This window comes from Shewanella algae (genome assembly GCF_009183365.2).
Lineage (GTDB): Bacteria > Pseudomonadota > Gammaproteobacteria > Enterobacterales > Shewanellaceae > Shewanella > Shewanella algae.
Window position 1 is genome coordinate 527,252 of sequence record NZ_CP068230.1, and the last position, 25,629, is coordinate 552,880.

Consider the following 25,629-nt stretch of genomic DNA (forward strand, 5'->3'; position numbering starts at 1 on the left):
CTATGCTGCAATCGTTAATAGATTGGGCGATCCGCAACCGCTTTCTGGTGTTGCTGGCCTTGATTGTCGTCCTGGTAGTGGGTGTGTTTTCCCTGCCAAAGCTTAATCTTGATGCCTTTCCCGATGTGACCAATGTGCAGGTCACTGTCAATACCGAAGCCGAGGGGCTGGCGGCCGAAGAGGTGGAAAAACTCATCTCTTATCCGGTGGAGTCCAGCATGTACTCACTGCCCGCGGTGACAGAAGTTCGTTCACTCTCCCGCACCGGCCTGTCCATAGTGACAGTGGTGTTCGAGGAAGGCACGGACATCTATTTTGCCCGCCAGCAGGTGTTTGAACAGCTGGCCGCCGCCAAAGAGATGATCCCGGACGGAGTCGGGGTGCCGGAAATCGGTCCCAACACCTCGGGTCTTGGGCAGATTTATCAGTACATACTGCGGGCCGAGCCGGACAGTAATATCGGCGCCGATGAGCTGCGCAGTCTCAATGACTATCTGGTGAAGCTGCTGCTGATGCCGGTTGGCGGCGTGACCGATGTGCTCTCTTTCGGTGGCGAAGTGCGTCAGTATCAGGTCAGGGTCGATCCCAATCGACTGCTGGCTTACGGTTTGTCTATGTCACAGCTGGAGCAGGCGCTGAATGCCAATAACCGCAATGCCGGCGGTTGGTTTATGCCCAATGGTCAGGAGCAACTCGTGGTGCGCGGCTATGGTCTGTTGCCTGCGGGCCAGGCCGGGCTGGATGCCATAGGCCGCATTCCGGTGAGCGAATACCAGGGCACACCGGTCACTGTCTCCGATTTGGCCGAAGTGGATTTTGGCAGTGAAATCCGGGTTGGCGCCGTCACCATGACCCGTCGGGACGACAATGGCGAAGCCAAGGCCTTAGGCGAAGTGGTTGCCGGGGTGGTGCTCAAAAGAATGGGCGCCAACACCAAGGCCACCATTGATGAAATTGCTGCCCGCGAGCAGCTGATAAGCCAGGCGCTGCCCGAGGGGGTCACCTTCGAAGTGTACTACGATCAGGCCGATCTGGTGACCAAGGCGGTGACCACAGTGCGTGATGCCCTGTTGCTGGCCTTTATGTTTATCGTGGTGATCCTGGCACTGTTTCTGGTCAACGTACGGGCCACCTTGCTGGTATTGCTGTCGATTCCTGTCTCCATTTTGCTGGCATTGCTGGTGATGAGCTATCTGGGAATGTCGGCCAACCTGATGTCGCTCGGTGGTTTGGCGATCGCCATAGGTATGCTGGTGGATGGCTCTGTGGTGATGGTGGAGAACATCTTCAAACATCTGAGTGAGCCGGATAGGCGCCATCAGGACCAGGCTCGGCAGCGCAGCGACTGCGAAGACGATCCCTACCATGCCGACGAAGACCAACACAGAGGCTCGATTGCCATGCGGGTATGGCAGGCCGCCAAAGAGGTGTGCAGCCCGGTGTTCTTTGCCACGGCGATCATTATAGTGGTGTTTGCGCCGCTGTTCGCCCTGCAAGGGGTCGAAGGCAAGCTGTTTCAGCCGATGGCGGTGAGCATCATCCTCGCGATGGTCTCGGCGCTGTTGGTGGCACTGCTGGTGGTGCCTGCAATGGCCGTTTATCTGTTCCGCAAGGGGGTGACTTTCCGTCAAAGTCCAGTGTTGGCACCGCTTGAGCGGGTGTACCGTCCGCTACTGCAAAAGGTGTTGACCGCGCCAGGCAAGGTGGGGCTGGTGGCGGTAGTCATGCTGGGCATGAGCCTGTCGCTGTTGCCAAGGTTGGGCACGGAATTTGTGCCTGAACTGGAAGAGGGCACCATCAACTTGCGGGTTACCCTGGCACCCACTGCGAGTTTGGATACTTCACTGGATGTGGCGCCCAAACTTGAGGCCCTGCTGCTGGAGTTTCCTGAGGTGGAGTATGCCCTGTCACGCATAGGGGCACCTGAGCTGGGCGGCGATCCTGAGCCTGTGAGTAATATTGAAATCTATATCGGTCTCAAACCGCTGGAACAGTGGACTTCTGCAAATAGTCGCGCCGAACTGCAACGCCTGATGGAGCAGAAACTCAGTGTCTTCCCCGGGTTGTTGCTGACCTTTTCCCAGCCAATCGCTACCCGGGTCGATGAACTCCTGTCCGGGGTCAAGGCGCAGTTGGCCATCAAGCTGTTTGGTCCGGATCTCGATGTGCTGGCGGAAAAAGGCGAACAACTGTCGAAACTGGTGGCCCAGGTGCCCGGTGCCGTGGATGTGTCTCTTGAGCAGATCACCGGCGAGGCGCAATTGGTGGTACGGCCGAAAAACGCGATGCTGGGACGTTACGGCATCAGCGTCGATGAGGTGATGTCGCTGGTGAGCACAGGCATAGGCGGCAGCAGCGCCGGCCAGGTTATCGACGGCAACGCCCGTTACGATATCAACCTGCGTCTGGCCAGCCGTTTCCGCCAGAGCCCGGATGCGATAGCCGATCTGCGTCTGGTGGCCGCCAATGGGGCTCAGGTGCGTTTGGGTGAAGTGGCCGATGTCAGCATAGAGATGGCGCCGCCCAATATCCGCCGTGACGATGTGCAGCGGCGAGTGGTGGTGCAGGCCAACGTCTCAGGCCGGGACATGGGTTCCGTGGTGCAGGATATCTACAACCTGGTGCCCGAGGCCCAACTGCCTCCCGGCTATACCGTGATGGTGGGCGGCCAATATGAGAATCAGCAGCGGGCTCAGCAAAGACTGATCCTGGTGGTGCCCATTTCTGTGGCGCTTATTGCCTTGCTGCTTTACTTCTCCTTCGGCTCCATCAAGCAGGTGGCGCTAATCATGGCCAATGTGCCACTGGCGCTGATTGGCGGCGTGTTGGCGCTTTGGCTCAGCGGTACCTATCTATCTGTGCCCAGCTCCATCGGCTTTATCACTCTGTTTGGGGTGGCGGTGCTCAATGGGGTGGTGCTGGTGGACTCAATCAACCAGCGCCGCAACAGCGGTGAGTCATTGGAGCAGGCAGTGTATGAAGGTACGGTCGGCCGTCTGCGACCTGTGTTGATGACGGCGCTGACTTCGGCGCTGGGGCTTATCCCCATCTTGATGTCAACCGGTGCCGGCAGTGAGATCCAAAAGCCGTTGGCCGTGGTGGTGATAGGCGGCCTGCTGAGCTCAACCGCATTGACCCTGCTGGTATTACCAACCCTGTATCGAGCCCTGTATCTCAAGAGCGACAAGGAGCTGGAAGCCTTGGAATAACAGCAGAATTGCTCCGATAGAGAAGCATTGTACTGATTGGAGTGTGACGCCCCAAAGTGGAAGATGAGAGCCGCTTTGGATCATGGCCGGACTGCCTACCTGGCCTGCGTCATAAGGCCTGCCGCTTTGCGGCTGGGCCTGGGCAGGGATGCCCCCTTTTATAAGGAAACATGCTATGCAGAAATCTTCTCAAGATTGGCAGCCGCTGGAGTTGGAGAGCAGCGGCCACCCCCACAAACATGGCCCGGATCTCGGCAGTCGCCGCTTGGGACTGGCTGTGATCATCAATATGTTACTCACTCTGGCGCAGCTGTTTGGCGGTATTCTGGCCGGCAGTTTGTCGCTGATTGCCGACGCGCTGCATAATTTCAGTGACGCCATCGCGATATTGATTGCCTTGATCGCCCGCAAAATAGGCCAGAAAGCCAGTCACCCCGGTATGAGCTACGGTTATAAACGCGCCGAAGTACTGGGCACCTTTATCAATGCGGCAACCTTGCTGTTGGTGGGGGTGTACCTTATCTATGAGGCCTTGCAGCGCTTCTGGAGTCCGCAACCTGTGGATGGCATGCTGGTGTTCTGGTTGGCGGGACTGGCTTTGATTATCGATATTGGCACCGCCATGCTGACTCACAGCGCCGGTGCCAAGGACAATATGAACATCCGCGCCGCCTTTATTCACAATGTGTCGGATGCCATGGCGTCTGTGGCCGTGCTGGTGGCCGGCGGGCTTATCATCCTCTACCAATGGTATTGGGTCGATCTCCTGGTTACTGTGTTGATCTCAGCCTATGTGATCTACCACGGTGCTCTGTTACTGGTGGAATCCGGGCGCATTCTAATGCAGCAGGCGCCGGCCGGCTTGGCTCCGGAACTGCTGCAGGAACAATTGGCCGCCAGACCCGAAGTCGCCAGAGTCGAGTCCATGCACCTGTGGCGTTTGGATGAAAAGCAAAACGTGTTGACTGTGGTGGTCTATCTGGAGCCTGGGCTGGACGGTGAATTGCCATTGGTGCAGCAGCGGCTCAGGCGTTGGTTGAGCCGGCGCACCCTGGGGGCGGAGATAACGCTTGAGTGCAGGTTTGCCTGAATCAGCATCCGTCGGCGCCGAGCATGCGCTGCAGCAGTTGGCTTAACCTGGTTGTTGCTTCTTGCGGCTGGGCATGGCCGCAGGCCACGGCATTGGCGACTTCATTGATGGCGCCATGTATGGCCCAGCACAGCAGCTTGCTTTGCGGCGCAGGCAGCTTGAGGTAATCGGCAAAGAGTTCGCTGTAGAAGTCGGTGAAGAAGTCGCGAATATCTGTGGTGATGTTCTGATACTCGGGATAGCCGCGCAGCGCCGCAACTATCGCCTCATACTCTGGGCCGCAGCGTACGGCGCAGTCCAGATAGGCGCGGCAGACCAGGGTGCATAGCTCTGCCAGCGAGGCTTTTTGCTCCGCTGCGGCCTGTTTCACCGCCTCGACAAATAGATTGTCGTAATGGCGGTACATCTGTGCCAGCAATCCTTGCCGGGTGGCGAAGTGACGATAGGTCAAAGGCTTGGTCACTCCGGCTTTTTGAGCCAGGGTGTTCAAGGTCAGCGCATCGGTACCGGCTTCGCGGACAATCTCACAGGCAACTTCGAGCAGTTGTTCGCGGCGCTGATCTTTGAGCATTCTCTTCTTCACGCATCCCCCACAGATAGCTGGTTTAATAAAATTGAAAAAGCGGCAATGCATCGCATTGTCGCTTCTCTTTTGTCACTCAGTATAGGGTTGCAGTGGAACCCTTGGGAAGTCGATTTTCGGCTGCACTGTGTTGTTAACCCAGTTACTGAAGTTATTCAGGCCACTCCAGGCGCAGACCTGCATCACCTTGGCCTCACTGATCCCGGCATCCAGACAGTCTGTTAGCAAAGAGTCCGGTAACTTGCCTCTGTGTTGCAGCAACGCCAGGGCGACGTCCAGCAGCAGCTGGTCTTCGCGGTTATCGGCCTTGCCCTGCTGCGCCTTGATGCAGGCATCGGGGCTGAGCCCGGCACGTTTCCCGGAAAAGCTATGGCCGCTGACACAGTATTCGCAGCCGTTATAGTTGGCAACCGCCAGGGAGATCATCTCCCGCTGGGCCAGGCTCAGCAGGCTGTGCTCTTCCAGATTGGCCTCAAACTCCAGATAGCCCTTCATGACCGCGCCATTTATGCCCAGAGCCGAATAGAAGTTGGGGATCATGCCGTAGCGACTCTTGATCTCCTGCAATATGGGTTTGGCCAGTTCATCGGCATTGTCCAGAGTGCACTTGGTTAACCTTTCCACACTAAAACTCCTGTTGCTGTTATTGGCCGTTTACGGCTTGAGCGCAACGGCAAAAAATACCAAGCTGTGCCGGTCGGCTGCTTTGTCTGTCCTTGAAACGGATACCCATGAAACGGATATCCATGAAACGAAAGCACCGGCGCTTGGTTGAATAAGTTACTCATAGTAACAACTGCAAAGTTACCATTGGTAACTTTTGTTTGCAATCTCCAGCTAGCCTGTTTTTCAAACAAGGTTTGAGACATTGACCATGACCCCTTGCCGGATATCACTGATTTTGCTGTTAGCGTGGCTAAAGCCGCTGGCGGCTTTAAGGTCAATCAACCGCACTCTATGGGTAATATGGCGTCATCCCGGGGGAGGGCAGATCACATTTGGCGGCATTGAACTGTAAATGGGTGTTTTGTAAACGATATTGTTTTTGCGTTTCCGTTAGAATTGCCCTTCCTCGTCCGAAAAGGAGGCTCAACCGCCGGCTTAAGCAGGTGTTTACTGAATGTCTGCTATTGGGGGAAGGAAGACATATTTGCTAATGACTCAAGGAATATGAGAGATGCTGGACGTATTAAAAAACAAGCTTGAAGCCTTCACTCGCCCCAATACAGACAAGTTATTGCTAGACGCTTGCCGGATTATCGATGAGCAGCAAACGGGTTTGGCACAAGCCGTCAGTCAGTATATTTTGACCGGTGAACCTGTGGCGTGTCTGTCGCAGCTCCAGCAGCTCAGTGCTGGAGAAACACTGGCGCGGCCGGGTGTTCCCTATGGCTACGGACAAAATGATGAGCGGCTGATTCAGGCCCGTGATGCCATTAACCGGTTTGTGGCAACCGGTGCCTGTAATGAAGCGGCCGTTATGCGCCGTCTCGGCTTGGTGTGTCATGCCTGCAACCCCGACATAAGCATCTACGGCGTGCCAAACAGCTCGAGCGGCTGGCTCAATGGCGTGCTGATGCTGTTCAAAGAGTTGGCGGAAGAGTATTACGGTTGCCGTTTGGCGGGCAAAGATCTGCCCAGTCGTGACTATCTTGCTTCGCTGGTCGCGCAATATGAACACCCGCCCCATGAGCTGGAAGCCTTTATTCTTGAAGGTTCTGACTCTTATTATAACGATACATTCCGCACCGCGCTGAGGAAGAGAACCGACTGGCTCAAGCTCAGTGAAGATCCTGAATATCTGCAGCTGTTGAAACAGTTGCATTTCAGCGGCCGTGAAACCTTTTGTGCTTTGCTTAATAAAGCCTGTCAGACCCTGTCACCGGCGCAGCTGCCGCTGGTCATGGCGTTGGCCGCCGATGGTTCGGCGACTGTCCGTGAAGAGGCCCTGAAACTGCTGAAAAAGAGCTCGCAACAAGAGCTGCTGGCGTTTCTGGAGCGGGAATTTCCGGCGGCCAAGGCGGCTACCCGTGGCCACTGGCTGGTTGTGGCCGGCCTCTATCCTGAAGCGACCCCCTTGCTGCAGCGCTGGCACAGTGAAGAGAAATCCGCCGCGGTAAAAACGGCACTGGCGAAAATGCTGGATAACACGACCCGGCAGCAACAGAGTGACCAGTTTAGCTGGGATATTCCGGCCGTTGCGGCCATTGATAAAAACGTCAAAGTGCCTGAAGAATGGCTAGGTCTGTGTGAAAAGCAGTTGGCTAAAGAGATCAAAGAGCTTGAAAACGATATCGCTGCGGCGGAGCACCCAGATGCCCCCAGCTATCGCAAAAGGCATTTGGCCGACGACCGGAAAAGTCTGCAACGTTGGCAGCAAGTCAGTAGTGCCCAGCTGCAAGCGGCGCTGATGGACCTCGAAAGAGGCCGGCAATCATCTCTGTCAGGGTTTTATTCTCTGATCAGCCACGCCGATCTCGACGAGCACCCCAAAGCCTGTCTAAGGCTGATTTTGCGGATGGAACGCCATGAGCTCTCCTGCCATTCCTGGGAGCGTATGCTGAGCCAGGAACATATTCTGAAAAGTCTGCAGGGGATGACGGACTTACGACAACTCTTGAGCCTGTGCAACCAAGAGAATCAACCCTCCGCGGCCTTGATTGAAGCCCTGTTTGGCTACGAAGGCCGGGAAGGTGACTGGTTGCCGGCCGCCTGTGAACAACTGCTGATTTGGCCCTTCTTTGCCGAAAACCCCGACTATATAGAGCATGGCCTCAATGGCCAAGTGCTCAATGGAACCTATCGACACGATGCCAATCAGGTATTGATACAGACCTTGGCGATTCTGGCAGAATTTCCCAAGCTGCCGCAGCACTGGCAAAGGAAGGTTCATGAACATGCCTTCCATGGTCGCAAAGCCATACAGGCGGCGGCTCAGTACTGCGCCGAACGCCACGGCGCCGATATCACCCTTATCACTCCTGAGCTGGCCTCCGGCAGCAAGGATAACCGGGTGCTGGCCGCCACTTGGCTGGGTCGCCTCAAGGCGGCTTCGGCGCAGGAGGCATTGAGCCAGGCGCTGAATAAAGAGAAAGATATGCCAACCCGGGTCGTGTTGCTGGAAGCATTGTTGCAAACCGGCGCCGATATCAGCCAGTTTCTTGGCAAGGAAGCGCTGCTGGCCGAAGCCAAGGCCGGCCTTAAAAAGGCGCCACCCAAGTCCATGGATTGGTTCCCGCGTGAAGCGCTGCCCGCATGCCGTTTTGAAGACGGCAGCCCGGTCGAGCCCGAACTTGTGTTCTGGTGGGTAGTCTTGGCGGTGAAGCTCAAGCAGCCTCAGGGCAACCCATTGCTGAGTCACTATCTGTCGCTGCTGGATAGCGAAAGCCGTCAGCGTCTTGGGCATTTCATTCTGGCGGCATTTATCGCCCAGGATACCCGTTGCCCTTCAGATGATGAGGCATTGGAATATGCCAAGGCGCATCAGCAGCAGACCTTTCAATCTTATCAGCATTGGGCCAAATACGACTGGGGTCAGGAGTATCAACACAAGACCCTTGAGGATGCGTTTCAGGCCTGCTTTGCCGAGAAAAAGAATGAGCTCTTGGGCTCGGCCATCAAAGACAAGGGGATGTTGGCCCTGATCGCTGGCGGCGATGCGCAAACCCTGCTGGGCATGATCCAACCCTTTATGAAGAAGCGCTATGAGCGGCGGGCACAGATAGAGGCCATGTTGCAGGCTTTGGCCAACTCGGACGATCCTGTGGCGATTCAGTTTCTGCTGAGTATTTCGCGGCGTTATCGCACCAACTCGGTGCAGGAGCTGGCACGGGCGCAAGTCAGTCAAATTGCGGCCCGTAACGGCTGGACTCAGGATGAACTGGCGGATCGCACTGTGCAGACGGCCGGGCTCGAACATCTGACCCAGCCCAGCCCGTTTGAATTCGGCAGCCGTACTTTGGCGCTGGCACTCGGGGACGACCTCAAGCTGAGATTGCTCAACGAAGAGGGCAAGCTGCTCAAGAGCCTGCCGCAACCTCGGCAGACAGACAACGAAGGCGATATTGCCGAAGTGAAAAAATGGTTCAGCAACTGCAAGAAAGAACTCAAGCAGGTGGTTGAACAGCAAAGTGCCAGATTGTATGAGGCCATGGTCACAGAGCGGCATTGGCTCGCCGCGGACTGGCAGCAATACCTGCATCAGCATCCGGTCATGTATCGCCTGTTGCAGCGCACCCTCTGGCAGGTGGAGATTGATGGTCAATGGCAAACCTTCAGACCCACGGAAGACGGCGCCTTTATCGATATTGACGATGAAGAGCTGCAACTGCCCGCTGCGGCGAGTATACGCCTGGTGAGCGGTAACCTATTAGCGGCGGCAGCGCTGGATGCCTGGCGTTCACATCTCAAGGATTACAAGGTCAAGCCGTTGTTCGAGCAGCTGCGAAGTGCCGAAGTGACGCTAACTGAAGGCCAGGAGGCTCTCAATGACCAGCACGGCCGGATGACCGACTGCTATACCCTGCGTGGCCTGTTGACCAAGAAAGGTTATCAGCGCGGTGAAGCGGAAGACGGCGGTTTCTTTGATCACTACTTCAAGCGTTTCGATACCCTGGGGCTGAGAGTGGAGTTCGGCTTCAGCGGTAACTGCGTGCCGGAAGAAAACGAGGCAGCCGCCATTTATGACATCAGGGTCATGGAGCGGACCAACCCCCGCGGCCGTTATGCCCGCTACCGTCAACTGCCGTTGGCCGAGGTGCCGGTCAACCTGCTCAATGCCATCGCCGTTGACTATCGTGAAGTCGGCGACAAGTGTGTGGCAGATCCGGACTGGGAATTGAAACTGCCTTGGTAAAGGTCGATAACGGATGGATTAGGCTGCTTCCTTACTGGTGGCAGCCAATAAGGAGAAGCAAACAGGATGGAACAAGTCATTCGGGCTCATGCCGAGCAGCGTTATCGGGATGAATTGCAACGCTTGATGGCGGCCGACAAGGGCGTTATTCCACCGGGCTGGGCCATGTCGGCCGGGGCGGTGCGACGTTTTATCTGCGGCGATGCGGCGCTTGATATCAGTCGCAAATACTACGGGGAAGATGCCCTGGTGGAGCGGGCCATTGTCAGCCTGATGGGTAACAACGGCCTGATGCTGGTTGGTGAACCCGGTACCGCCAAGTCGATGCTTTCTGAGCTGTTGAGCGCCGCCATCAGCGGCAGCAGTGAGTATCTCATTCAGGGTACAGCAGGCACTACGGAGGAGCAGCTCAAGTACAGCTGGAACTTTGCCCTGTTACTGTCCGGTGGCCCCAGCCTGGAAGCCCTGCTGAAAAGCCCCGTCTATCAGGCGATGGAGCAGGGTAAGCTGGTGCGTATCGAAGAGATCACCCGCTGCCCGCAGGAGGTGCAGGATGTGCTGATCTCGCTGATGTCGGAAAAAAGCCTCAGTATCCCCGAGCTGGGCGTCTCGATTCAGGCCAAGCCCGGCTTCAACCTGATAGCCACCGCCAACCTGCTGGATCGTGGGGTCAACGAGATGTCCAGCGCGCTCAAGCGCCGTTTCAACTTCGAGACAGTGCCTGTGCTCAGCGATCCTCTGCTGGAGCGCCAGCTGATTTTGGCTCAGGTGAGCCAACGTTTGGCGGACAGCGGCCAACAGGTGCAGTTGGATGAAGCGCTGGTGGACTTGCTGGTGCGGGTATTTCACGACCTTCGCAGTACCGTCGGCCCACAGGCGATGGATGCCACTCTGTCCACGGCCGAGGCGGTTAATATAGTGCATGGCTGCGCCCTGCACAGCCTCTATTGGCAAGAGCCCATGAGTGCCGCCCAGTTGGTGCAGCAGATGCACGGCACGCTAATCAAGGACAAGGCCGACGATGTGAAGAAGCTGGCTCATTACATGGATGTGGTTGCCCGAGAGCGCCAGGGCTGGCAAGCCTTCTTCCAGGCAGGAAAAGCTCTGTGGATGAGGTGATGCTCCTTAGAGGGGAGTTTGGTGAACTGCTCAAGGCCGCCGCGGCCGATCCCGGGGTGTGCTGGTTGCCACTGCGGCATCACAGCCCGGCCTGCGCCGCCATGGTGCTGGAGCAGTTGCAGCGCCGGCAGCCCCAGGCTGTGTTAATAGAAGCCCCCGGCAGTTTTATCCGCCATCTGCCACTGCTGCAGCGCGATACTGTAGTGCCGCCTATTGCCATCTATCAGAGTGGCAGCTACTACCCTCTGGCCGAGAACAGCCCTGAATGGCAGGCGCTGCGCTGGGCGATGGCGCAGGGCATTGAGGTGATCTTCATCGATCTGGATGAAAAGACGCAGGAGGGCGGTGTAAGCAACCGTTGGAGTGATAGCCGCTTTTTAAGCTCGGACTACAGCAGCCGCCTACAGCAGCAACTGGGATGCCGGGATGCCGACGAACTCTGGCAGCGTTTGTTTGAACAACAAAATTTCGCCTCGGCCGAGAGCTTCTTTACCCAGGTATTGCTGTTCTGCGCCGCTAGTCGTGCCTGCTTTGGCACAGACAGCCTGGAAGAGATGGGCGATCTGGCCCGTGAAACCCAGATGCGGGCCCATATCAAGGCGGCCCGCCGCCGCTATGAGCGAGTGGCTGTGCTCACAGGTGGTTTTCATACCCCGGCGTTGATCAACTTTGCCGACGAGGCCGAGGCGATCGTCGTCGATGATACGCAAGACAGCTTTGTGATCCGTTTCAGTGACCCCTTGCTGGATGCCCGCAAAGGCTACGGCGCCGGTATGCCTTATCCGGCCTTCTGTCGCTGGCAGTTTCAGCAGCGGCAATTGAACGCCGATGATTGGTTGCTCTACCTCTTGGAGCAGATGCCGCAACTGCCGCTGATCTATAAGAAAAACTGCTTTGAGCATCTGCAGGCCCTCTGTCGTTTGCGTGGCTTGGCGCGCCCCGGCAGCTATGATCTGCTGGATTCTCTGGGCAGCTGCCTGATTAAACAGCAGCTGTCGGCATCGACACTCGAACCCTGGCAAAAGTTGCTCAGCGGCGATGCCCTGGGGCAGTTACCGGCCGACCAACCCAGTTTACCGCTGGTGGAAGAGGTGTTGGCGCTATGTCGCAAGGCCAGGCTGCAGACGGATAAACCGGGACGCTGCCACTTCGATCTCTACGCCATGACGGACAAGCATATTGAGCGCCGTCGCCTCCTGTGTCGGCTGCTGTTTGTGGGCAGCGGTTTTGCCAGGCCACAAAATGGCATGCCGGTCATCCGGCAATTGAAGTTCAACCATCGCCATGAACATTGGAACTATCATTGGACTCCGGCGGTGGAAGTGGCACTGGCCGAGAAATCCAGCCTGGGGCTGCGTCTCGAGCTGGTGGTAAAACGGCAGCTCAGTGAGTTGCCCCAGGAAGATTTGCAGCAACTGGTGGAAAAACTGGTGTTGGCACTGCATCTGGGGATGCCGGAAGAGCTGAGCGCCCATGCCATTGCGCAGCAGATAAGCCAATGCAGCGACATTCAGCAACTGGCCAATAGCTTTATGACCTTGCTGGCGGCAGCGCATCATCCACTGTTTGCCGATATTGAGCTGCTGGCTTACCAAAAAGCCCTGTGGCATCAGGTCGGCTTTCATTTACCGGCAATCAACCGCCTGAGCGATGAAGAGGCGCTGAAGTTACTGTTGGATCTGCAGAGCGTAGCTGTCTTGCATCAGGACGAGCTCGAGTCTCCCTGGCGTGACAGACTGCGCTGGTTGACAAGCCATAACGCCCATCGACCCGTGCTCTATTTTGTCCTGCAGGCCTTGGCTATCGAGCTGGACAAGTTGGACCCGGCGCCACTGCTGCAACAGTTGCAACTGCAAAACGATCCCTTCCCTGTGATTGAGGCGCTGCTTAAGGTTGTGCCGCACTGGTTGCGGCAAGACCATGGCCTGTTGCCCATGCTGAATCACTGGCTCAGTGAGCTGAGTGAGGCGCAGTTTATCGACAAGCTACCGGCCATGAGGGGCTTGTTTTGCGCGCTGGATGCCAGAGAGGTGGATGAGCTCTGCCGCCGCTTGCTGCAGCTGAATCAGTGGGATAACGGCCTGAATTGGTTGCAATACGGGATATCTGAACAGGACTTTCAACAGGGGTTGGCGCTGGAGCGGCAGCTGCGAATTGACCTGGAGCAACAAGGATTGAGTCAATGGATGAGCAACTGAAGCAGCGCTGGCGTCTGGTGTTGGGGCGCTATGCCAACGCGCTTGATACCCGTCTCAGCTCCCGGCAACAGCAACAGGATGAGGTGTTGCAGCAGCTCTATCAGGAGGGCCAGCTGCAGCGTGGCTTCAAGGTAAGCGCTGGCTTGGGGGAAAGCGAGTTGGCAGTGACCAACTGGCTGGAGGCGGCGGAGACCCTGTTTCCCCGTTCGGTCAACGACAGGCTGCAGTCCGATGCGGTCGAGCGCTTTGGGTTGCATCAGGTGTTGGAGCAGCCGCAGGTGCTGGAAAAGATCACTCCCAGTATGGGGGTGCTGAAGCAGTTGCTGAAACTCAATGCCCATCACAAGCCGGCCATTCGGCAACAGGTAGAGCGGATTATTCAGGGAGTGGTCGAGGAGTTGCTGCGTCGCCTGCGGCCGACCTATATCAACAACTTGAGTGGCAGGCTCAACCGCCAGGCCCACAGTCCGGTGAAACGGCTGGCCAATCTGGACTGGCAGACCAGTATTCGCCGCAACCTCAAGCATTTTGATGGCGAGAAGGTCTGTTTCGAGCGGGTCTATTTCCATGCCCGTCAGCAGCACCAACTGCCCTGGCACATAGTGCTCTGCATAGATCAGTCCGGCTCCATGGCGACTTCGCTGATTTACTCGGCAGTGATCGCCGGGATCCTGACCCGCTTGCCATCGGTGAAGTTGTCGCTGGTAGTGTTCGACACCCAAGTGGTGGACTTGAGTGAGCAGGCCCAGGACCCCGTGTCTGTGTTGCTGAATTGCCAGTTGGGCGGCGGCACCCTAATCTCCCAGGCCTGGCGCTATTGTCAGCAACTCTGTTCTGAGCCGGGGCGCTCTGTGGTGGCAACCGTGTCCGACTTTGAAGAGGGCGGTTCGATGCAGGCCTTGCTGGCCCAGGCCCAGGGGATGATAGACAGTGGTATCAAGATGTTGGGGATGACCGCCATGAATCACGATGCCGAGCCTTTCTACAGTACTTTTACCACCGACAAGCTGCAGCGCCTGGGGATGGAGATAGGCTCACTCAGCCCGGATAACTTTGCCGAATGGCTGGCGCTGACTATGGGGCTACGCCGATGAATGAAACCATACTCACCAGCCTCGGCAGTGCTGGTTTGGTGCGCCGGGCCCGCAAGGCGTTGGAGAAAAGTCAGCCGCAGATGCAGGATTATGGCTTTGAGTTTGAAGGGCAAAAGGGGCAGCTGGATTGGGATAACCCGCTCGCCAGTCGCTGCGATTGCGGCGCCTCCGGCCTGTGTAAACACATAGTGGCAGCGGCGCTTTATCTGCTGGAGCGGCCCGCATCCCCTGAGACTCGCGTCGAAGAGCCGCCCCGGGTGGAACTCCATCTGGCCGAGCTTTTGAATGATGCTGGCAAGACTCAGGTTCGCCGCCTGTATCAGCAGAGTCAGCGCCGCTGGGCGGCGAAAATTAAGCTTGCGCAAGGCACAGTCTGCGTCGAACTGGAGAGGCAGCAGCTGTATTTTCGGTGCGTACAGGGGCTGCAGGATATTATCTGCACCGAAGAGGCGCAGCGTTATGCGCTGCTCGCCGTCTGGCTCTATTGCCAAGAACAGGCCATCGCCTTTGAATGGCCGCAATGGCTGCTCGATGAGCAGGCGCAGTTGCAGTATCTGGGGCAGCAGAGCCGCGATCAGTTAAAGAGCCGTTGCCTTAAGTTGCTGGAGCATATGACTGAGCTCGGCATTGAGAGATTGCGACCCGCGTCCCTGGTAGAGCTGGAACTCCTGCTGGTGCCCATGGACAGACAAAATCTGCCACTGACCGCTTTGAAACAGCTGCATGGCACGCTGGAAAAATATGTCTCGGGCCAAGGCGTCATGGATAGAAAATTGCTGCTCAGCTGTCTGGCCCGCTCCTTGGCGGCTCTGGAAGGCAGCCAGCCACAGACGCTCAGACCCTATCAACAAGCGCCGGAGCAGGTGCTGGGGCTGGGCGCTTTCCCCTGGCAGAGCGAAGGGGGCGCCCATGGTGTGACTCAGGTATTGCAGGATGAGCAGGGGCGTTTTATCACTCTGGCCGAGAACCGCACCAAAGCCGAGCAGCGGCTGGATTATGCCAGCGTATTTCGCGGTCTGCCCATGCTGGCAGGCGCGCCGTCGGCCCTGGGTTGGCAGGGTAAGACCCAAACCCTGGCTCAGGCCGAACTCAATGCCTGGGGGCGCCTGCGGCGTTTGCAGGATACCCGGGTCTACCCCGCGACCAAGCCGCTGGAGCCCGTGAGTCTTTCTGTTGCCGACGAAATAGACTGGCAACAGGAGTACCTGTGTTTCCGGCCGAGCGGTCTCTACCTAAGTGGTTTCAATCAGGCCAGTCAGTGTATGGAACTGCACTATTGGGACAGGGAGCGGGCGCTGCTGAGTTTCTCACTGCCTTACAACAAGTTGAGTCAAAGAGCCGTGACCAATCTGGAGTTGCTGGGCGAGCGGGTCCCCGAGCTGATAGTGGCGCGCATCGAGCGCACTGCCAGCCACTTATACCTGCGGCCTGTGTCCCTGCTGTTGGATAACTGGTTCAGCCTCTTTTTCGATACCTTGCCCCAATCCGGCGACCAGCAACTACTCGCGCAGGCGCTGGCCGAGCCGTCAGCACCCCAGGCGCCGCAGCCGCGCCTTGGCCTGATGCAGCAAACCCTGCATGGGGTGCTGGATGAGCTGGCCGATGGTCTGCCGGCACCAAGGCCAACATTGGCGCAAAGGGCCGAGCGTCTCGGGCTGATGACGCTGAATCACAACCTCAAGGGAGCTAAAGCGCGGGACTATCTGCGCGCCGCCTATTGCGCCGAGAAAATGCTCGCTATGTGCCTGATCAAGCCGGTGCATTATCCGGAGGGCTGCGATGAATCTAAAAAAAGCCCCGCAGCAGGGGCGGGGCAAGAGTTTGGGAGTTGCTAATTATTGTTATGGTGAGGAATTCGTCGTCAGCTAGCTTTGATTAGAAGTTGAACGCGAGTCCTATCATATAGTGGTCGTGCTCAAACTCCTGATAGCTGGCTTCCAGCAGTAGATCCAGCTGTGACAACAGGGGATAGCTGTAGCGCAGCGCCAAATCGTAGGCGCTGTCTTGCAGTTCCCCCTTATCTTCAAAGTCCATGGTTTCGGCATCGAAGTAATAGCCGCCATGGATAACCAGCTCGCCATAATTCGCCAGCGGCAGCGCATAGTTGGCCTCGCTGTACCAGGTTTCAAAGTCCTGATCATAGTTGAGCGCCAAGTTTAAGCTGTTGTAATCCATGGATAGGGCATATTCGAGATTGGAGTGACTGTCGCCATAGGTGTAACGCATGGCATTGAAGCCAAAGCCCAACTCGTCGCTGACCGTCAGGTAGTAACCCGCGTAGTAGTCGATTTCATAATCCTTCTCTATCCCCTCATCACCTTGATACCTATAGGTTTCAAAGGAGAATCCGGCATAGAAACCTGTCTCATGCTCCAACATGATATCGGCCTGCAGTGAGGGTTTGTCATCGCTGATGGTCAGGCCACGCCACAGATAGTTGCTCAGCCCCATGATCACTCCTGAGGTCTGAAAGGCGCTTTCCTGGGCCTGCGCGTATTGCATGCTGCCAAGGCCGCACAGCAGTAAACTGATTATCATCCTATGTTTCATGTTCGGCTCCTGGGCTCAGTGTTTGGGTAAACGTTCTTTAGGGACTATCCACTGGCTTTCGGAGACGGGATCTGTCTCTCCCAAGCGCAAATCGCTTTCTTTGAGGAAGATATCCTCATCAGTGTTGTGGCAGTTTTCACACATGCGCCCACTTTCGCGTGCCTGCTTGGTGGCCAGAGGGTTCTTGGCGGTAAAGTGAGTAGAAAAGGGCACCCAATAGGATTTGGTGGCCGGATCTTTGAGATCCACCTTGACCCCGGCATCGATACTGATCCCGGCCGAATGGCTCAGCGGGATCAGCTTGCTGTTTTTATCATTGGCTATGCTTAGCCCCAGTTTGATGTTTTGCTCCGGAGTCTCGGCTGTCTTGAGACTCTGCCAGTTGCCCACAGACAAGGTGTCGTCCTGATGGCAACCGAAGCAGTTGCTGTAGGGCTGGGTGTGGCAGGCGGTACACTTCAGCTTGGCATTGTGATCTATGGGCGATGCCTTGCCGCTCAGAAGTTCGGTGTGATCGGCGACTTTATCCTGGTGGCAGTCTTCACATTTCACCGCTACTATGTCGCGTTTCTGGGTCTGCTCGTAAGGGCCGGTCTTGTTGCTGTCCGGGCCTTCGCTGTAGAGTCTGCCTTCGGGGATCTGCTTGATGTCCCGACCGTGGAATTCCTGCTGGGCACTGTGACAGTCGATACAGCTCATATCGTGCTTGGTGACGTGTACATCTTGCTCTTTGTGCTGCTCGGCATTTTCATAGTGGCAGGTTTCACAGGTTTTGACCGGATCCGGAGTCGCGACAAAGGCGTGCTTATTCAAAAGGCCGCCACCGGCGAAGTCGGGAGCACTGACATGGCACTGGCCGCAGGTTGCGTGACAACTGGCGCAGCCTTCTTCGCCGTTATGCATCTGTTCAAACAACTGGGCCCGCTCTGGGGTCTGCTGTAACCTTTCCATCAAGCCCTTGGCGACACCATTGACAGTGAAGTGCAGTGAGTGGCGGAAGTTGGTAATCATCTCCTCACCATGGCAGTCGCCACAGACACTGCCGCCATCGGCACTGGGATCGGCCAGAACGCCTGGGTGCCAGGCTCTGCCCTCTGGTTTGTCGGCTTTGCTGTGGCAGTCACGGCAACCGAGTTCGGCGTGACTACCCATATCTGTTTGGCTTACCAGGAGTTGTAGTGATTGTTGCTCGACGGAGAGCGACTCTTTTTCCAGCTGATGCTGCTTTATCAGCGCCTGTAACTTTGCTTGATCACTGTGACAATTCAGGCAGCTGTCTGCCGCTTGAACCCCTTGCCCCAGCAGACAAAGGAGCGCAGCCAGCCCTGCCGAATATGTGGCCATATTCAGTATTCTTGGTTTCATCTTGTTATCCCTTAGGTAATAGCTCCCCCTGACAAGAGCGGACTCTTGCCATTTTTCATTCCGGGAGACTTTTTGTTATGAGTTGGGTTTTCTAAGGTTCCATTCGCTTTTCAGTTCTCTGACCAATACCTCCTTAAGCCAGTCTCTGGCCTGTGATTTATTTAGATCACTGACCACGACATAATGGCCTATATCTCTGTTGGTGTTTATTTCGCTCAATAGGGTCTGACTTATTTCGAGGGGCAGTTTTCTATAAATAAGATTGGGAAAACCGGCGATATAATCTGTGGTAAAGAGATTGCAGGAGATGGAGTAGTAAGGCATGTCCAGCAATACGCTGGCGAGGCTGGCCAGACTCCCCGTAGAGCCGGCGATGACACACTCCTGGTTGCGCTGTCTGGCTGCAGAGACAATTAAAGGCTCGGGCAAGTCGCAGAAATTATCCATCTCATAATAGGGATATTTGAACAAGTCTTCTAAAGTCACCTGCACGTTATCCTGCAAGAAAGGATGTTTACGGTTGCCCAATAAATACAGATTTTTCACTTCGGCAAATAGATTGCCCTGTAAATGGGCGCCGGTATAGCTTTCTGACATCACGGCAATATCTATATTGCCGTTTTCCAGTTCTGTGGTGTATTCGTGGGACAGAATTCGAATATCAAAACTCATATCAGGTGCGAAAGGGCGCACCTTATTATTGAGTATTTTGTGAATAATGGGGCTGAAGTCATCATAGACGGAAATAACAAAGTGCTCCCGTGACTTGGCCGGTTGATACTCGGTGAACTGATTCTCCAATTCCTGATAGCGCTGACACAGGTCCTGAACCATGGGCAGCAACTGGCTTGCCTTATGGGTGGGAATAAAACCACTGGCACGGCGGATATACAAGGTGTCATCAAAAATTTCCCTGAGCTGCTTGAGGTGCCTGCTGATGGCGGAATTGCTTATCCTCAAAGCATGGGCGGCATTTTGACAATTTCTGTGCTCATCTATGGCGATCAGCACCTGCATTAATTCATAGTCCAGTCGTTTTATATCTTTCATAGCTGGTTAAATGCTTCTAAGGTATGCCCGCATCATGGGGGCTAGCCCAGCCCTGGACAGTGAACTGAGTCACATCTGACTTGAGTGAATTAACCAAAATGTTACATGGCGCCCAATGTTGCCGAATCGAAAAAAGCGAATCCCGAAAGCGGAAAATGTCCATTGTGAACATCTGCGTCAGGGCACAGCTTCAGTGCTGAAGGCGCCACACAAGAGTGAGCTGTGACTTAAATCAGTCAAGGTGGACAAATGTCCTTAACTTGAGCTTTGCCATCTGCTTACATTGGTGCAAAACACAATAATGCAAGGAATAGATGATGGATATTGCCGCCTGGTTTGATATCAACAATACCCTGGTGAACATTCCCATTGGCAGTGGCTATGCCATGTCATGGATTGAAGCCGTGGGCACAGTATTTGGTTTGCTCTGTATCTGGTTCGCCAGCCAGGAAAAAACGATTAACTATCTGTTTGGATTGGTTAATGTAACTCTGTTTGCGATTATTTTTTATCAAATACAGCTCTATGGCATCTTGCTGCTGCAGCTGTTTTTCTTCTGCGCCAACCTCTATGGCTGGTATGCCTGGACCCGGCCGGATCAGCAAACCGGCGACACCCTCAAGGTGCGTTGGCTATCGAAGCAGAAACTGGCCTTTACCGCGGCGGTTTCGGTGCTGGGCATCGGCCTGATGACTGTCTATATCGACCCGGTATTTGCTCTCTTTGCCCAGGTCAGTGTCGATACGCTCAACCTGTTTGGTGCCGGGCTGGCCCAGCCTGTGCTGGAGCCGGATGCCTTCCCCTTCTGGGATTCAGTGATGACAGTGCTGTCTGTGGTGGCGCAAATTCTGATGACCCGAAAATATGTCGAGAACTGGATCCTCTGGGTACTTATCAATGTGGTCAGTGTCGGCATCTATGCCGCCCAAGGGGTTTATGCCCTATCGATTGAATACATCATCCTGCTGTTTATTGCCGCCAACGGCACCCGTCAGTGGATGCGTACCGCCAAAGACAATGGCAGTCGTCCGGCGGAGGCTTGCTGATGAGTGCCGATAAACAGCCGCATATCTGTCTGTCTCCATCGCAGGTGAGTGAGCGGGTGATTCTCTGCGGTGAGCCACAAAGGGTCAATCGGATTGCCGCGCTGTTGGACGATGGCCGGTTGTTGGCAGAGAACCGCGAGTTTCGCAGCATGGACGGATTTTACCAAGGCGTACCTGTCACTGTTTGCAGCACAGGCATAGGCGCACCATCAGCGATCATCGCCCTGGAAGAGTTGTATCAGTGTGGCGCCCGCCGTGTCATTCGGGTCGGCTCCGCCGGCGCGCTGCAACCGCAGATAGCCTTGGGCGAGTTGATTCTGGCGGAGGCCGCAGTGCGTGATGACGGTGGCTCCGGCTGTTATGCGCCGCCCGGCTATCCGGCGCTGGCGAGTCGGCAGCTTATCAATGCCATGGCGGCCTATTTGCAGCGCCGGGATTGCCGCTTCCACTCCGGTATAGTGCGTTCACACGACAGTTTTTACCGGGATGATGAGCTGGAGATTTGCCGTCATTGGCATCGACTCGGAGTCTTGGGGGCCGACATGGAAACTGCTGCGCTGTTGACTCTCGGCCGCCTGAGAGGCCTGGAAGTGGCCGCGGTGCTCAACAATGTGGTCTTGTATGGTGAAGATGTGCAACAGGGCATCAACCAGTATGTCGACGCCGATAGCGCCATGATGCAGGGGGAGAAGCTGGCATCTTTGGCGGCGCTGCAGGCGCTCTGCTGTTGAAGTTTGTGCCCGTAAGGCTGATGGGCTAGCATGAGCCATCATCTTTACGGGATCTTGTTGTTATGCAGCTGCAACCATACAGCACCGGGCGTTTCAGTGCGCATCTTAAGCAGTCTCACCAGGCGTTTTGCGATGCCATGCTCGAGTGCTGTGGCCAGAGCCAATTGCTGCAGGCCGGTGAAGATCTCTTGTCTCAGGGGCGGGAGTTGACCCATATGTGCCTGGTGCCCGAAGGCCGGGTGTCGATGAATATCTGCGCCGTCAACGGTCGCAGGTTTCAATTGGGGGAGCTGGATTGCGACTGGCACCTTTTCGGTGAGATGGAGTTCTTTACCGCCACCAGTTGTCAGTGGAGTGTGGTGGCCGAAGAGCCGATGGAAATCCGCCAGTTATGCCTGAAGAAAGTCAGGCAGATGCTGCTGCAACAACCCGAATTTACCCTCTTTTTTGCCAGCGCCCTGGCCTGGGATTATCAGGACTCGCTGGACATCTACACCAATAGGCTCTTGCACCCCATCAGCTATAACATCGCTTTCGATCTGCTCAGGCGTCAACACGAAGAGGTGATGCTGGGTTCCTGTGGCAGCCCGGATCAGGAGGCGGAACGATTCGGCACCTCTGGCCGGGTCTATCGCAGGGCGGTAAAAGAGCTTATCGACAAGGGCCTGGTCATAAAACAGGGCGCCTTGCTGAAAATTGCCAACCTGCAGGCATTGCAGGATTTTGTCGATAAGGCTTAATAGCCAACTCATTGATCTCATATTTAATTCAGCCAGCGGACAGGCGCCGGGTTTTAGACTAGGCTTAGGCATTAATTTGTGCAAAGGCTTAGGCATCCGCGAGTAGGTTTAGCGAGAAGATTAAGGAGCAAAAATGAGTTTCGGGACAGTTTCACAGACAGGGCTTTTACTGGCGTTGGTCGCCGCGGCGACGCTCAGTGGCTGCGGGCAGCAGACACTGGATAACAGCCAGGATGTTGCCGCCGCATTGGCTACAGGTGGTGGTTCAACCTCGCCCCAGGCAACAGAGCGGGAACTGCCGACATTTGATTGCAACGCCTTGGGCGAGCGGGCTTCCAGCATAGAGATGCTTATTTGTCAGGAGCCAGAGCTTGCCAAGCTGGATCAGCAGCTGGCCGAAGTTTATGCCAAGGCCAGTGACAAGGCGGTCAATGAACAGCCACCCCTGCTCAAGGCCGAGCAGCGCGGCTGGATCAAGGGCCGCAACGAATGTTGGAAGAGTGAAGACAAGCTGCAATGTACCAGGGATTCATATCAAAGACGGATAGTGGAGTTGCAGGCCCGTTATCATTTGGTGGCGTCTAGCGGCCCGGTATTCTTTGCCTGTGACGGCAACCCGGCCAATGAGTTGGTGACCACTTTCTTCGAGACAGAGCCGGCAACCATGATTGCCGAGCGCGGCGACAGAAGCATTTTGATGTTCAGTGTGCCAAGCGGCAGCGGCGCCAAGTATCAGGGCGGTGACTACAGCTTCTGGGAGCATCAGGGCGAGGCCAGGGTGACCTGGGGTTATGGCGCCGAGGAGATGCTTTGCAAGCCCACAACCCAAGACGATAAGTAAACCACAGACCCAAAAACGCCCGCAATCGCGGGCGTTTTACTGCAAGTGGCCTTCTAATCCAACAGTACTTTTACGACTACCTTGCGGACAGCAACGGCTTTGGCCAGCGTACCCGGCATATGCATGTCTCCGGGGAAGAAGATGGCAAACATGCCGGCCTTCAAAGGGATAAATGCCGCGGCTTCGCGGTTGGATTGATAATCAAACTCGGCATAGTCGTGCGCCTCATGATAGGGGCTACTGGGCGTTTGGGCTCCCAGCGGCAGGTAGCCAAACTCCTCTTCACCACTGACCACATACTGCACGTCCAGATAGCGTCTATGTACCTCGAATGGCTCGGTTTCTCTGGGCTTGGTGTGGTAATCGTTGATTATGGCAAACAGCTTTTTACCATCCAGTTCATAGCTGCCGGGGGCCAGTTGGCTGAAATCTGTTGCGGCCAGATAATCCAGGGCAGCCTGAATACGCGGGCCCAGCACTCGGTAATGGCCACGGTTGGCCAGAGTATCCACTATCATTTTGTATCTTCTGGGGAAAGGGGTTGGCTCAGTATAATAGCATTCCTGCTGGAAGTTTGATCTCTTTGAGAAGCTGCAGGCGCCTGACAGGCGCTTGAGTTGCCAAGCGGCCGATATCAGGGGGGATCAGCGCCAAAAAGCACAAGGGCCAGCGATATCGCCGGCCCCCATGTTTCCCTGCAAATATGTTTCCCTGCAAATGTGTTTTCCGGTAAATCAGTAGCTGTATCTGGCTTCGAGGAAGTAGTAACCGCCGTTGAAACCAAAAGGTGTGTTGGTCAATGGATAGACGAAGATCCCGTTGAAGTTGTTGTCGTCCGGGCGTTTTTCCGGATAGGTATCGAACAGGTTCTGCACCCCGGCGGTGAAGCTCAGGTTATCTGTGGCCGCATAGGTCAGCGACAGATCCACGGTGAACTTACCGTCGTACTCCACGTCTTCACGTGAGTAACCTATGGTGTAGGGGCCAAAGTAACTCAGGCGCAGGTTGGTCTTGAAGTCGCCCAGGCTGTGGGTCAGCCCCAGGTTACCTGTGTTCTTCGGATTGGCCTTGGTCATCCGGGTCTGCTCTATACGGTCAAACAGCTGATCTTCCAGGCCATCCAGAAGGTTTGGCAGATGGATATCGCGGATTTCCGTGTCGTTATAGGCATAGGCCAGGCTCGCGCGCAGATCGCCGTAGCTGCCGAGATCAAAGTCCTGGGTCACCACCAGATCCACACCTCGGGTGCGGCTATCTACGGCATTGATAAAGAAGCGTGCCGACTCGGCGTTGGTACCGGCCAGTGCATCTGCCACCACCTGGGAGTCGGCCGGTGTCAGTGAGCTGGAGAGCACGATTCTGTCATCTATGCTGATCTGATAGGCATCCAGAGTCACCGCCAGACCGGAATCATTGGTGTACACCAATCCCAGGCTGAAGGACTCTGACAACTCGGGTTGCAGCTTGCCTACCTGCAGCGCCTGGGTCACGGAAGACAGGTTGTTGAAGGTGCCCGACTCGGTCGGTACCAGCTGGCCTGTCACGGGATCCGGGTTGAACAGGGTCGAGATATTGGTGAAGTACAACTGCTGCACGCTGGGTGCGCGAAAGCCTGTGTTGGCAGTGGCTCTGAGTGCCAGGTTGTCGGTCAGATCGTATCTGGCGGCCAGCTTCCAACTGGTGTTGTCACCAAAGTCGGAATAGTCTTCATAGCGCACCGCGGCGGCCCAGTAGAAGTCGTCGGTCAGTTGGTTTTCCACCTCGAGATAGACACCTATGTTGTCTCTATCCTCATCTACCGCCGATTCTGGGGTAAAGCCGCCAAAGCCTTGGCTGCCGCCGGCCTTGTTCTGATAACCGCCATTGATATAAGAGGCTTGCTCTCCGGCTTCCACCTGATAAGCGTTCTGGCGCCAGGCTGTGCCTACAGCGACCAGGAGCTCTGAGTCATTGTAAAAGTCGAAGTAACGTGAGGCATCCAGAGTCAGGTTCCACTCTTCGGTGGACAGGGTACCTGCGTCGAATTCGGTTTGGCTGTCGGGGCCCAAAGAGGCGTTGAGTGTGTTCTCAACCCGGTACTTAAAGCGGTTCTTGCCGTATCCGGCCGAGGCATCCAACTGCCACTCGCCCAGGTTAAATTCATAACCCAGCAGCAGAGACTGATCTGTGATCTTGGGCGTTATCTGCGGCAGGAAACCATCGGGATAGATTTCGGCAACATTGCGGCTATCCAGTGGACGGCGGAAGAAGGCGCCGGAGCGGGTCTCGCGCTGGCTCAAGCCACCGAAGGCGTACAGTTTGCTGTCATTGGCAAACTCCTGAGCGGCATTGAGAAACAACCCCAGGTTGTCATATTCGGCGTCACCCACATGGTGATTCTTGCGGTTAACGGTTTCTTCGCGGGGATCCGGGCTGCCATCGGCCAGCAATGGATATTGCTGACGCGGATCCAAACCGGCGCGATTGGTGCTGTTCTTGTGATGTGCTTCCAGCGACAGATTCACAAAGCCAGTGTCACCTATGCTGAGGCCGTGGTTGAGGCCGACACGCCATTGCTCGCCATCACCCTGATAGGTTTGACCGGCTTGGGCCGATACCATGCCACCTTCACTGTTGTCTTTGAGCACCACGTTGATCACCCCGGCTATGGCGTCAGAGCCATACTGTGCCGAAGCGCCATCACGGAGAATTTCGATGCGTTTGATGGCCGTCATAGGGATGGCGTTCAAGTCGACGTTGGACGAGCCCTTGCCCACAGTACCAGAGAGGTGGACCAGTGCCGAGCCATGACGGCGTTTACCATTAACCAGCACCAGGGTATGGTCCGGTGACAGGCCGCGCAGACTGGCGGGACGCACGGCATCTGAGCCATCGGTGACCGAGGAGAAGGGGAAGCTGTAGCTAGGTGCGGCAAACTGCAGCGCCTTGGCGGTTTCCGTCATGCCAGTGGCTTCAAGTTGTTCGGCCGTAATGATATCGACCGGTGCCACGCTGTCGGTGGCGGTTCGCAGGGCGATACGTGAACCTATGACGGAGATGGTTTCGATACTGGGCTGCTCTTCGGCAGCAAAGACGGCAGGAACAGTCAGTTGACTCGCCACTGCCAGTGAAATAAGAGCTAAGCGCATACGACCTCTTGAATGATTCAAAACTGCATT

At 55.9% G+C, this 25,629-nt stretch carries 19 protein-coding genes; 11 read left to right on the forward strand and 8 right to left on the reverse strand.

Going from position 1 to position 25,629, the window contains the following annotated elements; all coding sequences use genetic code 11:
• Positions 1–2 precede the first annotated feature (2 nt).
• Together E1N14_RS02460 and E1N14_RS02465 are read left to right on the forward strand one after the other, a co-directional pair.
• On the forward strand, positions 3–3,209 hold the full coding sequence (locus E1N14_RS02460; RefSeq protein WP_044733589.1) for an efflux RND transporter permease subunit: 3,207 nt from the start codon (positions 3–5) through the stop codon (positions 3,207–3,209).
• A gap of 175 nt (positions 3,210–3,384) precedes the next feature.
• Positions 3,385–4,299, forward strand: a complete 915-nt coding sequence (locus E1N14_RS02465; protein WP_051546800.1) for a cation diffusion facilitator family transporter — start codon at positions 3,385–3,387, stop codon at positions 4,297–4,299.
• 1 nt (position 4,300) lies between these two features.
• Here E1N14_RS02465 and E1N14_RS02470 read toward each other — a convergent pair whose 3' ends face one another.
• The 3 genes from E1N14_RS02470 to E1N14_RS02480 all read right to left on the reverse strand — a co-directional run bounded on the left by E1N14_RS02470 (position 4,301) and on the right by E1N14_RS02480 (position 5,751).
• Positions 4,301–4,882, reverse strand: a complete 582-nt coding sequence (locus tag E1N14_RS02470; protein WP_025009271.1) for a TetR/AcrR family transcriptional regulator — start codon at positions 4,880–4,882, stop codon at positions 4,301–4,303.
• Positions 4,883–4,954: 72 nt separating this feature from the next.
• Positions 4,955–5,506 carry a carboxymuconolactone decarboxylase family protein gene (locus tag E1N14_RS02475; RefSeq protein ID WP_062793702.1) on the reverse strand — a complete coding sequence of 184 codons (552 nt, stop codon included), beginning with the start codon at positions 5,504–5,506 and terminating at the stop codon, positions 4,955–4,957.
• On the reverse strand, positions 5,494–5,751 hold the full coding sequence (locus tag E1N14_RS02480; RefSeq protein ID WP_141250909.1) for a hypothetical protein: 258 nt from the start codon (positions 5,749–5,751) through the stop codon (positions 5,494–5,496). Before E1N14_RS02480 ends, E1N14_RS02475 begins: the two co-directional genes overlap by 13 nt.
• A 308-nt stretch (positions 5,752–6,059) precedes the next feature.
• Here E1N14_RS02480 and E1N14_RS02485 point away from each other — a divergent pair, with 308 nt between their 5' ends.
• The 5 genes from E1N14_RS02485 to E1N14_RS02505 all read left to right on the forward strand — a co-directional run bounded on the left by E1N14_RS02485 (position 6,060) and on the right by E1N14_RS02505 (position 15,983).
• On the forward strand, positions 6,060–9,737 hold the full coding sequence (locus E1N14_RS02485; protein WP_025009273.1) for a DUF4132 domain-containing protein: 3,678 nt from the start codon (positions 6,060–6,062) through the stop codon (positions 9,735–9,737).
• 66 nt (positions 9,738–9,803) lie between these two features.
• Positions 9,804–10,856, forward strand: a complete 1,053-nt coding sequence (locus E1N14_RS02490) for an AAA family ATPase (protein WP_028779601.1) — start codon at positions 9,804–9,806, stop codon at positions 10,854–10,856.
• Entirely contained in the window at positions 10,844–13,054 is a 2,211-nt protein-coding gene (locus tag E1N14_RS02495) for a DUF5682 family protein (protein ID WP_062793703.1), read from the forward strand. Before E1N14_RS02490 ends, E1N14_RS02495 begins: the two co-directional genes overlap by 13 nt.
• Positions 13,039–14,148: a VWA domain-containing protein gene (locus tag E1N14_RS02500; RefSeq protein WP_062793704.1), complete on the forward strand. Its 1,110-nt coding sequence runs from the start codon at positions 13,039–13,041 to the stop codon at positions 14,146–14,148. The genes E1N14_RS02495 and E1N14_RS02500 overlap by 16 nt, the downstream gene beginning before the upstream one ends.
• Positions 14,145–15,983 carry an SWIM zinc finger family protein gene (locus E1N14_RS02505; protein WP_062793705.1) on the forward strand — a complete coding sequence of 613 codons (1,839 nt, stop codon included), beginning with the start codon at positions 14,145–14,147 and terminating at the stop codon, positions 15,981–15,983. Before E1N14_RS02500 ends, E1N14_RS02505 begins: the two co-directional genes overlap by 4 nt.
• 40 nt (positions 15,984–16,023) lie before the next feature.
• Here the strand turns inward: E1N14_RS02505 and E1N14_RS02510 are convergent, their stop codons facing one another.
• The 3 genes from E1N14_RS02510 to E1N14_RS02520 all read right to left on the reverse strand — a co-directional run bounded on the left by E1N14_RS02510 (position 16,024) and on the right by E1N14_RS02520 (position 19,113).
• Positions 16,024–16,698, reverse strand: coding sequence for a TorF family putative porin (locus tag E1N14_RS02510; RefSeq protein WP_025009278.1), 675 nt, complete (start codon positions 16,696–16,698; stop codon positions 16,024–16,026).
• Positions 16,699–16,713: 15 nt separating this feature from the next.
• Positions 16,714–18,063, reverse strand: a complete 1,350-nt coding sequence (locus E1N14_RS02515) for a hypothetical protein (protein ID WP_025009279.1) — start codon at positions 18,061–18,063, stop codon at positions 16,714–16,716.
• Between the two features lie 75 nt (positions 18,064–18,138).
• On the reverse strand, positions 18,139–19,113 hold the full coding sequence (locus E1N14_RS02520) for a LysR family transcriptional regulator (RefSeq protein ID WP_025009280.1): 975 nt from the start codon (positions 19,111–19,113) through the stop codon (positions 18,139–18,141).
• Between the two features lie 314 nt (positions 19,114–19,427).
• On the opposite strand from E1N14_RS02520, the gene pnuC reads away from it, so the two are divergent.
• The 4 genes from pnuC (at position 19,428) to E1N14_RS02540 (ending at position 22,471) form a co-directional block, all read left to right on the forward strand.
• Positions 19,428–20,159 carry a nicotinamide riboside transporter PnuC gene (gene pnuC, locus E1N14_RS02525; RefSeq protein ID WP_269149838.1) on the forward strand — a complete coding sequence of 244 codons (732 nt, stop codon included), beginning with the start codon at positions 19,428–19,430 and terminating at the stop codon, positions 20,157–20,159.
• Positions 20,159–20,890, forward strand: coding sequence for a nucleoside phosphorylase (locus tag E1N14_RS02530; protein WP_062793707.1), 732 nt, complete (start codon positions 20,159–20,161; stop codon positions 20,888–20,890). The genes pnuC and E1N14_RS02530 overlap by 1 nt, the downstream gene beginning before the upstream one ends.
• A gap of 62 nt (positions 20,891–20,952) precedes the next feature.
• Positions 20,953–21,630, forward strand: a complete 678-nt coding sequence (locus E1N14_RS02535) for a Crp/Fnr family transcriptional regulator (RefSeq protein WP_025009282.1) — start codon at positions 20,953–20,955, stop codon at positions 21,628–21,630.
• A gap of 133 nt (positions 21,631–21,763) precedes the next feature.
• A complete protein-coding gene (locus tag E1N14_RS02540; RefSeq protein WP_025009283.1) occupies positions 21,764–22,471 on the forward strand; it encodes an MliC family protein in 708 nt (235 codons plus the stop codon).
• 53 nt (positions 22,472–22,524) lie between these two features.
• On the opposite strand, the gene E1N14_RS02545 is transcribed toward E1N14_RS02540, so the two are convergent.
• Both E1N14_RS02545 and E1N14_RS02550 read right to left on the reverse strand, forming a co-directional pair.
• A complete protein-coding gene (locus E1N14_RS02545; RefSeq protein WP_025009284.1) occupies positions 22,525–22,989 on the reverse strand; it encodes a NanQ anomerase/TabA/YiaL family protein in 465 nt (154 codons plus the stop codon).
• A 216-nt stretch (positions 22,990–23,205) separates the two neighbouring features.
• Positions 23,206–25,599, reverse strand: a complete 2,394-nt coding sequence (locus tag E1N14_RS02550; RefSeq protein WP_025009285.1) for a TonB-dependent receptor plug domain-containing protein — start codon at positions 25,597–25,599, stop codon at positions 23,206–23,208.
• Positions 25,600–25,629: the final 30 nt, after the last annotated feature.

Coding starts and splice junctions, on each gene's coding strand:
- E1N14_RS02460 (WP_044733589.1), top strand. CDS start 3: ATGCTGCAATCGTTAATAGATTGGGCGATCCGCAACCGCTTTCTGGTG.
- E1N14_RS02465 (WP_051546800.1), top strand. CDS start 3,385: ATGCAGAAATCTTCTCAAGATTGGCAGCCGCTGGAGTTGGAGAGCAGC.
- E1N14_RS02480 (WP_141250909.1), bottom strand. CDS start 5,751: ATGTCTCAAACCTTGTTTGAAAAACAGGCTAGCTGGAGATTGCAAACA.
- E1N14_RS02485 (WP_025009273.1), top strand. CDS start 6,060: ATGCTGGACGTATTAAAAAACAAGCTTGAAGCCTTCACTCGCCCCAAT.
- E1N14_RS02490 (WP_028779601.1), top strand. CDS start 9,804: ATGGAACAAGTCATTCGGGCTCATGCCGAGCAGCGTTATCGGGATGAA.
- E1N14_RS02500 (WP_062793704.1), top strand. CDS start 13,039: ATGGATGAGCAACTGAAGCAGCGCTGGCGTCTGGTGTTGGGGCGCTAT.
- E1N14_RS02505 (WP_062793705.1), top strand. CDS start 14,145: ATGAATGAAACCATACTCACCAGCCTCGGCAGTGCTGGTTTGGTGCGC.
- E1N14_RS02510 (WP_025009278.1), bottom strand. CDS start 16,698: ATGAAACATAGGATGATAATCAGTTTACTGCTGTGCGGCCTTGGCAGC.
- E1N14_RS02515 (WP_025009279.1), bottom strand. CDS start 18,063: ATGAAACCAAGAATACTGAATATGGCCACATATTCGGCAGGGCTGGCT.
- E1N14_RS02520 (WP_025009280.1), bottom strand. CDS start 19,113: ATGAAAGATATAAAACGACTGGACTATGAATTAATGCAGGTGCTGATC.
- pnuC (WP_269149838.1), top strand. CDS start 19,428: ATGATGGATATTGCCGCCTGGTTTGATATCAACAATACCCTGGTGAAC.
- E1N14_RS02530 (WP_062793707.1), top strand. CDS start 20,159: ATGAGTGCCGATAAACAGCCGCATATCTGTCTGTCTCCATCGCAGGTG.
- E1N14_RS02535 (WP_025009282.1), top strand. CDS start 20,953: ATGCAGCTGCAACCATACAGCACCGGGCGTTTCAGTGCGCATCTTAAG.
- E1N14_RS02540 (WP_025009283.1), top strand. CDS start 21,764: ATGAGTTTCGGGACAGTTTCACAGACAGGGCTTTTACTGGCGTTGGTC.
- E1N14_RS02545 (WP_025009284.1), bottom strand. CDS start 22,989: ATGATAGTGGATACTCTGGCCAACCGTGGCCATTACCGAGTGCTGGGC.
- E1N14_RS02550 (WP_025009285.1), bottom strand. CDS start 25,599: ATGCGCTTAGCTCTTATTTCACTGGCAGTGGCGAGTCAACTGACTGTT.